Origin of the sequence: Thalassotalea sp. PP2-459 (assembly GCF_001913705.1) — a bacterium.
Classification (GTDB): domain Bacteria; phylum Pseudomonadota; class Gammaproteobacteria; order Enterobacterales; family Alteromonadaceae; genus Thalassotalea_C; species Thalassotalea_C hakodatensis.
This window is the reverse complement of the sequence record NZ_MKQD01000042.1, coordinates 1-14196: the sequence shown is the minus strand read 5'-3', so window position 1 is coordinate 14196 and position 14196 is coordinate 1. Positions and strand designations below refer to the sequence as shown.

Sequence of the window (14196 nt, the reverse complement as noted above, 5' to 3'; positions counted from 1 at the left end):
ATGGATATTCACTTAAATATCTTGATAAGGATAAATAGTAACACCTTGAACAACACGGTTCACCTCGCCAGTTGGGCAGGGGTTGTCTGGTGATAAATTGAGTGACATTGATTTATAAAATGCCAACATTTGGCAGTATACAATGAAAGGAAAGCCTGCCCAAATATCATCAATTTTTCGCTCAGTACCAAACACAACCTCGTCAATACAGGTAATTTCATTTGCGATATTGTCTTTTACAACTTCATTGTATAAATCTTCGGTATAACGTCGAGTAACATTATTGTTTGATTGAAAAATAATAATGTCTGTGTTGTTGTTCACTATAGATTTCGGACCATGACGAAAACCTAACGGGCTTTCACAATAACTGGTAATTTTTCCTGCGGTAAGTTCTAAATACTTTAAGGCCGCTTCACGTGCAATACCTAGATTAGTGCCAGAGCCTAAAAACACGATCCTGTCGATATCATTACTGGCTTTCTTTTTAATCGTATTTACTTCCTCTGCCAAGAGGTGCTTAGCGGCGTTAATTGCTAACGATAGCTGTTCTTCATTAGGCGTGAAAATACTTAACACCGACACCATCATCGACGTAAAACTGCTGGTCATTGCAAAACTTTCATCAAGGGTGCCTTCCGGCATAATTAAACTTAATGCGTTTGCTTTGTTTCTTGCGCCATTGGCAAGTTCGCCATTGTTGTTGCAGGTGATGACTAAATGATAGCAATCATCAATTAATTGGTTTGCTAACTCCACAGCGGCAATGCTTTCAGGGCTGTTGCCAGAACGCGCGAAAGAAATTAACAGCGTGGGCTTTTCTTTTTGTAAATAATACTCAGGTGTACCGACAATGTCTGTTGTACTAATTGCTTTGCAAGAAAGGCCTGTTTTTTTAGCTATATAAGGAGCTACTGTATCGCCAACATACGCAGATGTGCCAGCACCAGTAAATAACACTCTAATGCCGTTTAAGGCAAGAATTGGAGTTAAGAACGCTTGAATTTCATCGTGCTTGTTAACAATGTTATCGAACGCTTGTTGCCAGACAGTAGGTTGTTGAGCAATTTCTTTTGCGGTCCAAAATGCACCTTGTTCTTTTAAGGAATCGGTGTCGATAGTCAAAAATTTATTCATCGGGTCAAACCTATAGTGGAGACTGTTGATTGCAAGCGTTAGCATATACTTCAGTCACTTGCATAATTTTGTGAACAACTAAGTCGTGTGGACAGTTCTGTATTTCACCTTCTCTTAATGCTTGATATTGCTCTGGTAGAAACTGGCTGATCAATGGTAACGGAATCGCATTTTTTGTTAAGTTTTCTAACAACACTTGCACCGCTTGTTCAACACGTACTGTATTCCAATAATATCGAATACGGTCACTGTAGCTGTATTGACGATAAAACATTTCTTTTTCAGGGGCTACTTGGTAGAACTTTTGCCAATAACCTGGGTTTTCTTGCATCTCTGCTTCAAACACTGCCATTAAGTTAGCTTGACGTTCTGGCTCAATATACGCTTGTTCAATAAAGCTTAATGCAAATAGTGCCTCTCGCATGGCGAAAGTTAATTGAGGACCGACTTTCAAAATTGCAAAATGATCAGCGACTAACGCTTTATAAGCACTTGGTTTTTGGTAATCAGTAGAGTGCGCTTCAAAGACAATATTGGGTACTGTTTTAATAAATTGACTGAGGGATTGAGCTTTTTTAGCGTTATAGTCGATGATGCTGGTATGATCAAATTCAACACCGGGTTGAACCACAATGCCGATAACACGTTGCCAAGCATCTGTTAATGCTTTTGCTTCAAACGCCGCTAAATGAATATCATATGTTTTCGCGACATTTTCTTTAGGCGTTACTTCAAGTGAAGTAATTTCTTCAGTTGCACCACCTGGAGGAGGCACTTCAGTGCCAATAACATAAAGAATATCTGATTGACCAAAGGTTTCAATCGCGGTTTTTTCTGCAATTTCGCATAAAATAGCTGCACGTTCTGCGATGATTTCATCGGTTAGTGCTGGTTCATCATCAGCACAAGGCATGCTTGTATCAAGGTGAATTTTTTTAAACCCAGCAGCAACATAACTTTTGATTAAGGTTTTTGACTTTTCCATCGCTTGTTGAGCTGTTTCAGTTACCCAACATACAGGACCAAGATGATCACCACCTAAAATAACCTTTTCCATTGGAAAATTTAACTTTTCGGCAATACTCGTGATAAAAGTTACATAATCAGCTGGTTTCATTGATGTATAACCACCAAATTGATTCACTTGATTGGCGGTTGCTTCTATAAGCACAACGGAATTATTTTTTTGTGCTTGTTTAATTGCAGCTTCAATAATCAAAGGCTGAGCACAGCAAACAGAATAAATGCCAACTTTTACATCATTACGATTACTATTAATGATATCTACTATCTTAGTCACTGCTAATCCTATTTTTACAATTTAAAAATTAATAAAGATACTATCAGCTTTCGTTTTCTTTCGCAATAATGTTAATGAAAGAATGTTATTTATAATGGGTTTTATAATAAAATTCAATTAAAACAGTGGCTTGTTTTGTTTGTACGGTTTGTGTTATGTCTGTTTTTTTCTTTGATTATGGTTTTATTGTTTTTATTGAAGTCTTTTGAAAGTTTTAATTGCGTTTTAAGTCGTGTTTGGTTATATATAGTGCATTACATTTATACATAATTTAGTTTGATAAGAAATAAAGGAAACACACATGTCTGATCTTGGTCGTCGTAAATTTTTAAAATCAGCAGCCGCAACAGCTGCTGTAGGTGTTGTAGCCGGTTGCGCAGCTACCGCTCAGAATACGGGTTCTCCAATACTTAAACAGCAGGGCCCAAGTGTTATGGGTCTTGTTGTGCCAAAAATGGATGTAGTAAGAGTCGGCTTTATTGGTGTTGGTGTTCGTGGTGGTGATTATCACGTTAAAAACTTCCTTAAAATGGAAGGCGTTGAGGTAAAAGCAATTTGCGATACCGATCAGCAGTCACTTGATAAATCTGTTGCCCATGTTGTTAAGCAAGGCTTTCCTGCACCTGAAAGGTATACAGGCTCTGATTACGCTTACCGTAAAATGCTTGAGAGACAAGATATAGATGTAGTTGTGATTTCTACGCCATGGAAATGGCATGCCCCAATGGCTGTAGAGTCAATGGAAAGTGGTAAACATGCACTAATTGAAGTACCAGCGGCGACGACTATTGAAGAGTGTTGGCAGTTAGTTGATACCGCAGAGCGCACTCAGAAAAACTGTATGATGATGGAAAACGTTAACTACGGTCGTGATGAATTAATGTCGCTTAATATGGTGCGTCAAGGGTTATTCGGTGACTTACTGCACGGTGAAGCTGCTTATATTCATGAACTCCGTTGGCAAATGAAAGAAGTTGATCGTAAAACAGGATCATGGCGTACACAACGTCATGCTATGCATAACGGTAATTTATATCCAACGCATGGTTTAGGCCCAGTAGCACAATATATGAATGTTAACCGAGGTGATCGTCTCGATTATCTTACTTCTATGAGTTCACCTGCAATGGGACGTCAACAATATGCTCAACGAGAATTCCCCGCGAGCCACCAACGTAATCAAATGAAATACATCGCTGGTGATATGAATACCAGCATTATTAAAACTGTGAAAGGTCGTAGTATCATGGTTCAACATGACACGACAACTCCAAGACCGTACAGTCGTCATAATTTAATTCAAGGCACTAACGGTGTATTTGCAGGCTTCCCTAATCGTATCGCACTTGAGAACATTCCAGATAAAATTAAAGCTATTTATGACCAAGAGCATGAACAAGCTTTGGCTCAATGGACAGCGAATGGTAAAAAAGGTTATAAGCCACACCATCAGAATTATCATTCATGGGACACAGACATGGAGAAATGGTATCAAGCATATGATCATCCATTATGGAAGCGTTTAGGTGATGCAGCCAAAGGTGCTGGTCATGGTGGTATGGACTTTATTATGACACATCGTATTATTTCATGTTTACGAAATGGTGAGCCTTTAGATCAAGATGTTTATGATGCAGCGGCATGGTCTTCGGTATTCCCACTAAGTATGGATTCCGTTGCTGATCGTAGTAACAGCAAGGTCATTCCAGATTTTACCCGTGGCGCATGGAAAACAGGGAAGCCATTAGGAATTGTTACTTAATTACAGGCCGTAAGCGACTTTTAATAAAGGGCTTTAATTAGATGAACCAATAATTTGGTCATTTGATTAAGGCCTTTTTTATAAGCATCTCATTCTTAATTTTTATTCTTAACACTCACGATTCATGGCATTAAACGAGTGATAAAGTCGAGAAAAACTACTGTCGAAAATTCAGATTTTGTTTGTTCCAGCTTTAAACGCGCAAAGCAATTACTATTTCTAATTAACCCGTGGAAGGCGAGAATAGATCTTATTATCTCGTTGATATGATAGGGAAGTAGTGCTAATTTGAATTTTCATTTTATGAAAAAAGGAACTGTTCATGTCGTTACTTGCAAGAATGGTTCTTATGAATAAACTGTTACATGCCAAGGAGATATCGTGGCTTTTACTAAAAAATTAGAATTTGGAAATTACACATTAAAATTTGGTGAAGATAAGGTTCTACTAGATCTTTTTAATGAAGTTGTGATGCCTTCATTTCATGAAATGAAATACATTAGAAACCTGAAGGATAAAGGCCAGTATTTCTTCTTAGATACAAAGCTAATTAAGGTTGATGATAACCCAGAAGCCCCTGTGCTTGGTATTTCTGGAAAGATTGTTAAAAACACTAAGCTCAAGCGTGAACAGATATTTCGTCAGGATGGAGGGTTAATTGAGGATAAAAGCGAACTTGAGACAGCCCCAAGCTCGACTTTCTTGCTAATTCTTAATACGCATAGGTTGATTCTTTGTAAAGAAGTTCCAGGTGCACCTACTATTTCAAACTTACAAACTACTAGCCAATACTGCTTAAAACAACAATACAAGAAATTCATAGAAGACGAGTTTGAAAAAGCAAAAAAGAGAAAGGAAGAAAACCCAGAAGTTGAACGAGTAACGAAAAAAAATTTAGTAAACAGATACCCTTACCCAATCCTTCGTATCACGCCATTGTCAGACAAAGAGTCTTTAAAAGATTTTGTTACTCGCTTAAAGCATATAGATAAGGTTTCTATTAAGTTGCTTCCAACTAATAGAGAAGAAATTGATAATGATGATTTTTGGTCTGACTTTGGCCGACGCCGAGAAGAAATGAATAGTAAGGCTGCAAAAGTTGAATTCTCTAACCCCAAAGAGGGTTTGGAAGGAGATAAGGTTTATGAACAAGCTAGAGCAGCATCTGGATTAGGTAACTCTGAAGTAAAGCTTAAAGGCTATGACGAGCAGGGCGATACAATCAACGGCAGTAATGATGACTTTAGTTTAACAGTAGAGCTTGAGGATTTGCCGCGCGATGCTGAACGAGCCGCGATAGTCAAGTATGGACAATTCAAGCATCTAGTTGCCGAAAATGTTATTAAATTACCTGTTTTAGCCGAAGAAGTTATTGCTAAAGTGGTTAGCATATTCCGTGGGTTATAAAATGAGCTATTCATTTGAAGATAAAGATTTAACTAACGAGAAGTCACTGTGGGATGTATATAAACTTTCGCGCAGAATACTCCCAAGTAAATTTCAGGTTATCTTTTTACTTTTGATAATGTTGGCTCTTGGACTCAATGCATTTGTGCTAGTTGATGATGAGGCTGTTGTTTTAGGTGATGTTAGGAAATGGTCAGAATTCGGTTTTAACTTTAGTATAACAACGTTAGGCTTTTTAATTGCGGGGTTTACTATATTTGCGACATTATCCAAGCCAAAAATGATGCTGGCTATGATGGAGCACATCAACAAAGAGACAGGCCTTCCAACTTTGAAGTATAACTTCTTTACTTTTATGAAGGTCTTTATTGCTTACATTGCAATATCTATATTCTACTTACTGGTAATGATTCTTGGTCAAGCAGATGGTTTCATAGCAAATGTGGTGGCCTTATTCCCAAATGAAAATTGCATAAAGAGCATTCTTATAAAAACTGCTTATACATTAATCGGGAGTAGTTTCGTGTATTTATTGCTTCTTCTTAAGTCATTCGTGTTCAATATTTACGCAATAGTTATGAACTTTTTGAGGTGGGAATATCATGAAGGTTAAGCATGTAACAAGTCAATTAACTACGCGCCTTCGGCGCCGGACGCAGCAAAGCTGCGCCGGTTATTGAAGCGTTATGTTTATCAATAGGGTTGCAGATTGGAAATAGATTCGGTTATATCATTTCTTCAAGAAATTGATACTCACAACATAGCTAAAATGTTTAGAGGGCAAGCAAACTTCGATTGGGAACTATTGCCATCTTTAGCACGTATTAACCATGACTCATTAGAGTCAAGGTATGAAAGTGGTTGGGAAGGTATTGAAATGGACTTGCTCAATACTTTTAAACAGCATGCAGTACGCTACATGGATAAAGAGCCGAAAAACAAACTCGAATGGATGATTCAAGCCCAACATCATGGTGTTCCAACTAGGCTTTTAGATTGGTCTTCAAATCCACTGAAAGCATTGTATTTTGCTGTAGAAAACCCTAAGTACGATCATGTAAATGGGAGTGTATATGTACTAAGCCTATCTTCTTGGGCACCGACTCCAGAGAAAGTTGATGCTGATTCAATAATTACAATGAAAGCATTTTTTCCAGTAAATATTAATGATCGGATAGCTTCGCAAGAAGGTTGTTTTACTCTTTTCCCTCAAAGAAAAGAGCTCAAAGAGTTTAAACCAATTAAGCATGGCTTTGCTCCTGAAACAGACATAGTCAATTTATCAAAAATATCAATTGTTAAGGAAGCCAAAGCAGATATCCGTAAGCAATTAAATAAGTTGGGCATAAATGATTTATCTATATTCCCAGACTTAGATGGTATAGCTAAAAGTATCAGAAGGCAGTTTGACGTACTATAAACATAACAAGAAATTAAACAAGGACAATAGTCTTATCCCGTTTTAGTGGGGTAGCTTCTCGTAATGGCGTTGCGGTATTCGCTATTCATTTCTATGAGCAAAAAGGGCTTATACGAAGTTTTTATTAAAAGCCCCGTGAAAACAGAGCTTTTTCTTTTAAGTATTTGAAAAGATCAGTCTATTAAACTCAGAAGTTCAAGTCTTTCTTTTGCTAGCAAATATCTCGCGCGAACATCATCTATTTGTTCTTGGGTTAATTTCTTGCCAAGGGTACGAAGCCCTCCGGTAGTATCATTATGATGAATGCCGAATGCAAACTTTAGATATTCCATAAGTAATGGTTGAGCATCAAGATATGAAATGGAATTCATCGCCTGAGAAATTTTGTTTGCCTCAGCCCATTCTCCATTATTAACATATTCTTGCATGGTGACACTCGCTTTTGGAAATATACAACCTACACCGGTAATTCCACCACATGCGCCAGCAAGTCCGGCGTGTACTGTTACAGTGTCAACACCTGCCAGAATTTTTAAGTCTTTGTTTTCTAACATCAACGTTTCAATTATTGAAACATCTATCGTCGATATTTTAAGAGCAGTTACTTCTGGTAGGGCAGCAAGTCTTCTAAGAATATCTGTTGAAAGTGCATGATATCCGGCGGCATCAGGGTTGTTATAAGGCATAATGGTTATGCCTGCCTCTTTTGCAGCTTTTGCAGAGAGCTCATAATAGGCAAACATTTCTTCATCAGAAGGCGTTTCCTGAGTTTTGGGTGGCATTACCATTACGGTATCCACGCCAACTGTTGCGAGTTCTTTAACAATGTTGGCAAGTTCTTCTTTCGTCTCTGCCGCAGCTCCGCTGATTAACGGCACATTATATTCTTTAGCAACAACAGAAAGGGCTTTAAGTAATGAAAGGCGTTGCTTTGCGCTTAGGTAACTATTTTCACCTAGCGTACCAGAACCGACTAACCCGCCCATTCTGCTACCGCCTTTTCCTTTGACTTTCAATATATCTGCAGCGTATTTTTGTGTTGCAGCAAAATCAATTTCAAGGGCACCGGATTCTGACTCTTTTAGCCATGTAAACACGGCCGGCATAACCGTATATCGCCAATCTGTGCTATTTGTTTCCATTATTTTACCTTTAGTTTAAAATCAAATTGTATAAAATATACTAAATAGGATTGTATCAGATAAATTTCTTTCGGCAAAGCAGGAAGTTTGTAGAATTATACCAGTAACGGAGTTAAGTTAACGGCTTAGGTGTATCACATGCCAAATTTCAGTTAATTCTTGAATTCAAAATTTTCACTTGATTTTGGCTGTATTCAATTACTATGTTTACATCTAAGTCAGTGGTTGAAACAAAACACCCTATAGCCTTGTAGTTATTCCATTAAAGTTAAGCTTTTACTTACGAGGCTTTTTAATCTAGTGATTTCACTTTTTCATTTAATGTACCTGACCCTTTTTATTTCTTGAAGCTATATCAATTTCATTATGATAAATTTATGAAGCGTGAGTTTTATTAGAAGAAAAGCAGATAGGCTACTTACCTAGTATCGACTTACGAATTCGTGTATCTACTTGTTTTATATGGGAATAATTAATTGGAAATAAGGCGTTTTTAGCTGTTTAACAAGCTTTAGCTCTGTTTAGTTTTGCAACAAACTACTCTATGCAGGGGGATAACTTAATAAGGAAGAGGAAATACCATGGTAGGAACATTGTATGTGCTATTAATATCAATTTTAATTGTTTTTATAATACATTTATTAAAGGTAGTGTCTTTATTCCGTTTTGTATTATTAACTTGTTTAGCTATCGGATCTACATATCTTGTGGGTTTCTTGTCTTGTGAAGTGTTTGATTCTATGTGTAACTCTGATCCTTTAGTTGGGTTAGGCTATATAATTTTTACCTTGTTGGTGCTAGCAGTTTCATTTGTTCTTGAAGTCGCCCGAACAAATTTTTTACTCTATTTAAAAAATAAATAAGCGAGTGCGTTTTTATTTAACAATAACTTAAAGATATAGGTTGGGAATAATTAATTTTATAAAAAGTATTGAAAAACGTGGAAGTTTACCTGAAGAAATATTTTCAAAAGCATTAAATTAAAAGGAATCCTTGTTGGCTATTCATACAAGATTAAAACATAAAACACGTCAGTTAATTGATTCAAAAAATATGCTTAGTGGGGTTACGATTGCCTCCTTTTTAGAGTCTACCATTGTGCCTATACCACTTGAAACTGTATTAGTGCCATTAATGCAGGCGCGTCGTGAAAAGCTATGGCTTATTGCTTTAATGGCGACTTTAGGTTGTATTATCGGTGCGTTTTTAGGTTACGCATTGGGGTATTACTTATTTGATGCCATTGGTGATTGGATAATAAGTACCTTTTTTAGTACAGAACAATTTGAAAACGTTAAACAACAAATGCAAAACCAGGGTTTTTGGTTTGTTATTACCTTAGGAATTGCGCCTATTCCGTTTCAAATTGCAATGCTTGCTGCCGGTGCAACGAAATACTCGCTTTTATTATTTTTAACGGCCTCAGCTATTGCGCGATCTATTCGATATTTTGGACTGGCCATTGTCGTGTATTACGCAGGTAATCAAGCGGAACGGATTGTAAATAAACATAAAACTAAAAGTATTATTGTGTTAACTATTTTAGTGCTGACAGCATGGGGAATCAGCACGATATAAAAATCTCTCTTTTTAACTGTGAAGGGGGAGCAGCTTTCCATTAGCTCTCAAGTAAAAGTGAGAAATGTTTTGTCCTTTGAGCCAATTTAATTGTGGGGTTATTGCATTTTAACTTTACGAAAGCCTTCAATGAAATGAAGTGCGGAAGATGATCAAACTAGACTGTAGCGGAATTTGAACTGTTCTAACTATACTACGCTTAAACTTAAGGTGTTTAACGTTTATCTCAAATAAGTTGCGGTGATGGTTTCACTCTGTCATGTTGGATATATTCACAATAAGGATACTAATGCGATGTCAATTCCACACGTAAAGTTAGTCAGTCAGTTGATAAAGTATGGTGCTTTAGCCTCTCTATATTCAATACCTTTAACTGGTATTGCTAAAGAGCCTTCACAACAATCAAAGTTGCATCAAATCGCTCAACAAATATCAGCTCAACGTATTGAAGCTGATATTCAAACGCTGGTTAACTTCGGTACTCGTCATACTTTGTCAGAAACGCAATCTGATACTCGTGGAATAGGTGCAGCGAGACGTTGGATTAAACAAGTGTTTGAAGCTATATCTGCTAAATGTGGAGGCTGCTTGGAAATCATAGAAGTTAAAAAGACAATATCCGGTGAAAAACGTATACCTGATCCTGTTGAGGTGGTGAATATCGTAGCGATTCAACGAGGAATGTCTGATCCCGATAGAATGGTGATTATGTCGGGAGATATAGACTCAAGAGTCAGTGATGTAATGGACTTTACCAGTGATTCGCCCGGCGCAAACGATAACGCCTCGGGTGTTGCTGGGGTGATTGAAGCGGCTCGGGTTTTATCTCAGTATACATTCAATGGCTCGGTTATATACGCTGCATTATCTGGCGAAGAGCAAGGCTTGTTTGGTGGTAAAATATTAACCGCTCATGCGCAAAAATATAATTGGCAAGTTCATGGCGTATTAAATAACGATATGATTGGTAATATTACGGGTATTAACGGTGTAACTGATAATACTACCGCACGGATCTTTTCTGAAGGTACGCGCGTAGTTGAAACTAAAACTCAAGCTCGTAAACGCCGCTTTACTGGCGGAGAGGTTGATTCAGCAAGTCGAAATTTAGCGCGTTACATAGATACTATTGCTGATCAATACATTGAAAACTTAGATACAATATTGGTGTACCGACTCGACCGTTTTGGTAGAGGAGGGCATCATCGCCCGTTTAATGATGCTGGTTTTGCTGCTGTGCGCATTATGGAAACTAATGAACACTACGATCGACAGCATCAAGATTTACGCACTGAAAATGGTATAGTTTATGGTGATACCATTGAAGGAGTTGATTTTGACTATGCCGCTAAACTTACCTCACTAAACGCAGTTAGTTTAGCTTCTATGGCGTGGGCACCTGCGCCACCTAAAGGGGTTGAAATTTCTGGTGCTGTACGTGCCAGCACGACATTATCGTGGCAGCCAGCAAAAGATGAAAATATTGCGGGTTACCGTATCTATTGGCGCTACACGAGTGAACCACAATGGCAATATAGTCGCTGGGTTGATAATGTAAATGAGTTTACTCTTGAAAATATTGTCATTGATAATTATTACTTTGGAGTTGCTAGTGTCAATAAAAACGGTATTGAATCACCCGTTGTGTTCCCTGGTGATGTTGGCTCGTTTGATCATAATATTCAATAGCGATATTACCGAAAAGTATTGTTCAGTCATTGATAAGGTTTATATAAATTGAAATTCGGTTAATTCTTTTACCATGTCGTGTGTATCTCTTTTGCAATATGGCATATCATGGCAAGACAGCAGGGAAAGCCCCATTGATTTGCAAGGCAATACATAAGGTATCAGTATGAATTCTATCGTTTCGTTAGACCGTCTTCGATTTCTGTTACATCGATTGGGTGAAAAGCTTTGGGTACGCCCTTTAGTGGTATGTTTGCTTTCTATTGCATTAGTATTTGCTGCCAAAATTATTGATGGCTATCCTATTGAAGTTTCCATTCCTGATGTCACTAAAGATTCGGTAGAAACCTTACTTTCACTATTGTCTGCAAGTATGTTAGTTATCGCTACATTTTCGGTTTCGTCTATGGTATCAGCATATTTTGCGGCGAGTAATTCAGCTACACCTCGTTCTTTCAAACTTGTGCTTGCTGATGATGTTTCTCAAAATGCGCTTTCAACATTTGTTGGCGCCTTTATTTTTAGTGTAGTGGCACTTACTGCGGTAAAAAACGCCTTTTATGATAAAGCAGGTCTTTTCGTTATTTTTGTTTTGACGATGATTGTATTTGCGATGGTTGTTGTCACTTTTGTCCGTTGGGTTGACAGTATTGCACGATTAGGTCTTGTTGGCTCAACCATTGATAAGGTTGAACAGGCGACTAAAGCAGCGTTAATACGACGAAGAGATAAACCTACCCTTGGCGGCTTACCAATTTCCAACAGTACAAGCAAAGGGGAGGCTGTTTTTACGGAGGAAATAGGCTATGTTCAACTTATTGATATGGCGAAAATTCAATGTTGGGCTGAAAAGGTTAAAGCGCACGTTGAAATTGCTGTACTGCCAGGGGCATTTACATCTGCAGAACAGCCGCTAGCCTACGTTAATTTTACTTCAACGGAACTAGCTGAAGTAGATTACTCTGACTTCTTTAAGTCATTTAGTATAGGCAATGATCGTACTTTTGAGGATGATCCTCGATTTGGTGTGATTGCATTATCAGAGATTGCTGCCCGTGCTTTATCGCCTGCCGTTAACGACCCAGGTACTGCCATCAAAGTTACTGGTACTTTGGTGCGCTTGATTTCTTTAATCAATGAACCATCAACAGAAAATAGTAATCTAGTTTTTGATCGTGTTTTCGTGCCTGAAATTAAGATGTCTGATTTATTCAATGATGCTTTTACGGCCATAGCGCGTGACGGCGCAAGCTCTGTTGAAGTCTGTGTTTGTTTACAAAAAGGCTTATCTTCGCTTGAATCGCTTAGTAATGAAAGTATCCGTGAACAAGCTAGATACCATAAAAAACTTGCGTTAAAAAGAGCATATAATGCGCTTGATATTGAAGAAGATATAGCAGCAGTTAACGATGCTGCTAATGAAAATAACGTTGAGTAAAACAAAATTATTAACATTATATAGGTTTAAGTTGTGTCTTTAATATTAGCTATTTGTACCGTATTAGTCGTTCTGTTAACTTTGCTCCCGCTTTCGCGTCATCCGCATTGGATCATTCGAGGGTTAGACTTTCCGAGGTTACAACTAGGTATCTTAATTGCTGTTTTGTTAATTGCCGATTATCTATTTCTTGATAAACAATCATTGCAAACATGGCTTTTACTTTCAATCTCAACTTTTTGTTTAATTTGGCAGCTTTGGTGGATTATCCCTTACACAAGTCTGTGGTCTAAAGAAGTCAAACAAGCCAAAAAGGGCAGTCATGATGATCAAATTATTATCATGACTGCCAATGTGCTTACTTCTAATCGAAATGCTGACTCATTGATTCAAATGGTGGAAAAACATTGTCCTGATGTCTTAGTTACATTGGAATCAGACCAATGGTGGGAAGATAAACTCAATGCGGTTGAAGGTGATATGTCATATGCGGTTAAATGCCCATTGGATAACCTATATGGTATGCACGTTTATTCAAGGTTACCTATATTAGAGCACGGAATAGCTTATTTAGTGGAAGATGACGTACCTTCGATTTATGCAAAAATAAAGTTACGTTCAGGCGAGTTGGTACGCATGCATTTTATTCATCCTGCGCCACCAAGCCCGACGGAAAATCCTGAATCAGCCGAGCGCGATGCTGAATTAGTGGTTGTGGCTCGAAGTGTTATTGAAAGAGATTTGCCTGTTATTGTAACCGGTGATTTAAACGATGTTGCTTGGTCTTCTACCACACGCTTGTTCCGTAAAATTAGTGGCTTGTTAGATCCACGAATAGGGCGTGGTATGTTTAATACTTTTCATGCAAATTATTTTTTTATGCGCTGGCCATTAGATCACTTATTTCATAGCGAACATTTTACGTTAAACTTTATTAAACGCTTACCTGCTTTTGGCTCTGATCATTTTCCTTTGTTAACAAAACTAACATATATGCCTAAACGTGCAGTAGAGCAGAGCGGTATTGATCCAGATGTTGATGATCTAAATAGATCAAAAGAAATTGTTAATGAGGAAAGTGTAAGTAAAGAAAATGTACCTAAACCAAGTTGAATAATTGTATGGAACAACGTGTGTTTTATGCTCTTATACCAATTCGCATAAAGATTAAGTCAGTTCAGAGCGATGTCAGAGGTGGGAGAATAAGCGAAACGTGTGCAGGTATAGTCGTTCTACATCAAACACGTTTTGCGCAATTATCGCGCCTCTAACACGCTCCCAAAGGGCGAGTTTAAACGCTTCATAGCCTGTGTTGTTGATTTT

The 14196-nt window shown here is 37.8% G+C and carries 11 protein-coding genes; 8 read left to right on the top strand and 3 right to left on the bottom strand.

Features of this window, described 5'->3' with window-relative positions; genetic code table 11:
- Window positions 1–12 precede the first annotated feature (12 nt).
- On the bottom strand, window positions 13–1137 hold the full coding sequence (locus tag BI291_RS09740) for an SIS domain-containing protein (protein ID WP_074498570.1): 1125 nt from the start codon (window positions 1135–1137) through the stop codon (window positions 13–15).
- A 10-nt stretch (window positions 1138–1147) separates the two neighbouring features.
- A complete protein-coding gene (locus BI291_RS09735) occupies window positions 1148–2437 on the bottom strand; it encodes a D-tagatose-bisphosphate aldolase, class II, non-catalytic subunit (protein ID WP_074498569.1) in 1290 nt (429 codons plus the stop codon).
- Window positions 2438–2738: 301 nt separating this feature from the next.
- On the opposite strand from BI291_RS09735, the gene BI291_RS09730 reads away from it, so the two are divergent.
- The 4 genes from BI291_RS09730 to BI291_RS09715 all read left to right on the top strand — a co-directional run bounded on the left by BI291_RS09730 (window position 2739) and on the right by BI291_RS09715 (window position 7026).
- Window positions 2739–4199, top strand: a complete 1461-nt coding sequence (locus tag BI291_RS09730) for a Gfo/Idh/MocA family protein (RefSeq protein WP_074498568.1) — start codon at window positions 2739–2741, stop codon at window positions 4197–4199.
- Window positions 4200–4580: 381 nt separating this feature from the next.
- Complete coding sequence (locus BI291_RS09725) at window positions 4581–5606, top strand: hypothetical protein (RefSeq protein ID WP_074498567.1); 1026 nt, start codon at window positions 4581–4583, stop codon at window positions 5604–5606.
- Window position 5607: 1 nt separating this feature from the next.
- Window positions 5608–6219: a hypothetical protein gene (locus BI291_RS09720; RefSeq protein ID WP_074498566.1), complete on the top strand. Its 612-nt coding sequence runs from the start codon at window positions 5608–5610 to the stop codon at window positions 6217–6219.
- Window positions 6220–6315: 96 nt separating this feature from the next.
- Entirely contained in the window at window positions 6316–7026 is a 711-nt protein-coding gene (locus tag BI291_RS09715; protein ID WP_074498565.1) for an FRG domain-containing protein, read from the top strand.
- 173 nt (window positions 7027–7199) lie between these two features.
- Here BI291_RS09715 and BI291_RS09710 read toward each other — a convergent pair whose 3' ends face one another.
- The gene (locus BI291_RS09710; RefSeq protein WP_074498564.1) at window positions 7200–8168 is read right to left on the bottom strand and encodes a dihydrodipicolinate synthase family protein; all 969 of its coding nucleotides are present in this window, start codon (window positions 8166–8168) and stop codon (window positions 7200–7202) included.
- A 996-nt stretch (window positions 8169–9164) separates the two neighbouring features.
- Here BI291_RS09710 and BI291_RS09700 point away from each other — a divergent pair.
- From BI291_RS09700 to BI291_RS09685, 4 genes are all read left to right on the top strand, one after another.
- Complete coding sequence (locus tag BI291_RS09700; RefSeq protein WP_074498562.1) at window positions 9165–9746, top strand: YqaA family protein; 582 nt, start codon at window positions 9165–9167, stop codon at window positions 9744–9746.
- A 294-nt stretch (window positions 9747–10040) separates the two neighbouring features.
- Window positions 10041–11435, top strand: coding sequence for a M28 family metallopeptidase (locus tag BI291_RS09695; RefSeq protein WP_074498561.1), 1395 nt, complete (start codon window positions 10041–10043; stop codon window positions 11433–11435).
- 166 nt (window positions 11436–11601) lie between these two features.
- Window positions 11602–12873, top strand: coding sequence for a DUF2254 domain-containing protein (locus BI291_RS09690; RefSeq protein WP_074498560.1), 1272 nt, complete (start codon window positions 11602–11604; stop codon window positions 12871–12873).
- A 33-nt stretch (window positions 12874–12906) separates the two neighbouring features.
- Window positions 12907–13986: an endonuclease/exonuclease/phosphatase family protein gene (locus BI291_RS09685; protein ID WP_074498559.1), complete on the top strand. Its 1080-nt coding sequence runs from the start codon at window positions 12907–12909 to the stop codon at window positions 13984–13986.
- Window positions 13987–14196: the final 210 nt, after the last annotated feature.

Bases quoted from the DNA above. Each gene is read 5' to 3' on its own strand.
- BI291_RS09690 (WP_074498560.1), top strand. From the start codon at position 11,602: ATGAATTCTATCGTTTCGTTAGACCGTCTTCGATTTCTGTTACATCGA.
- BI291_RS09720 (WP_074498566.1), top strand. From the start codon at position 5,608: ATGAGCTATTCATTTGAAGATAAAGATTTAACTAACGAGAAGTCACTG.
- BI291_RS09730 (WP_074498568.1), top strand. From the start codon at position 2,739: ATGTCTGATCTTGGTCGTCGTAAATTTTTAAAATCAGCAGCCGCAACA.
- BI291_RS09695 (WP_074498561.1), top strand. From the start codon at position 10,041: ATGTCAATTCCACACGTAAAGTTAGTCAGTCAGTTGATAAAGTATGGT.
- BI291_RS09710 (WP_074498564.1), bottom strand. From the start codon at position 8,168: ATGGAAACAAATAGCACAGATTGGCGATATACGGTTATGCCGGCCGTG.
- BI291_RS09740 (WP_074498570.1), bottom strand. From the start codon at position 1,137: ATGAATAAATTTTTGACTATCGACACCGATTCCTTAAAAGAACAAGGT.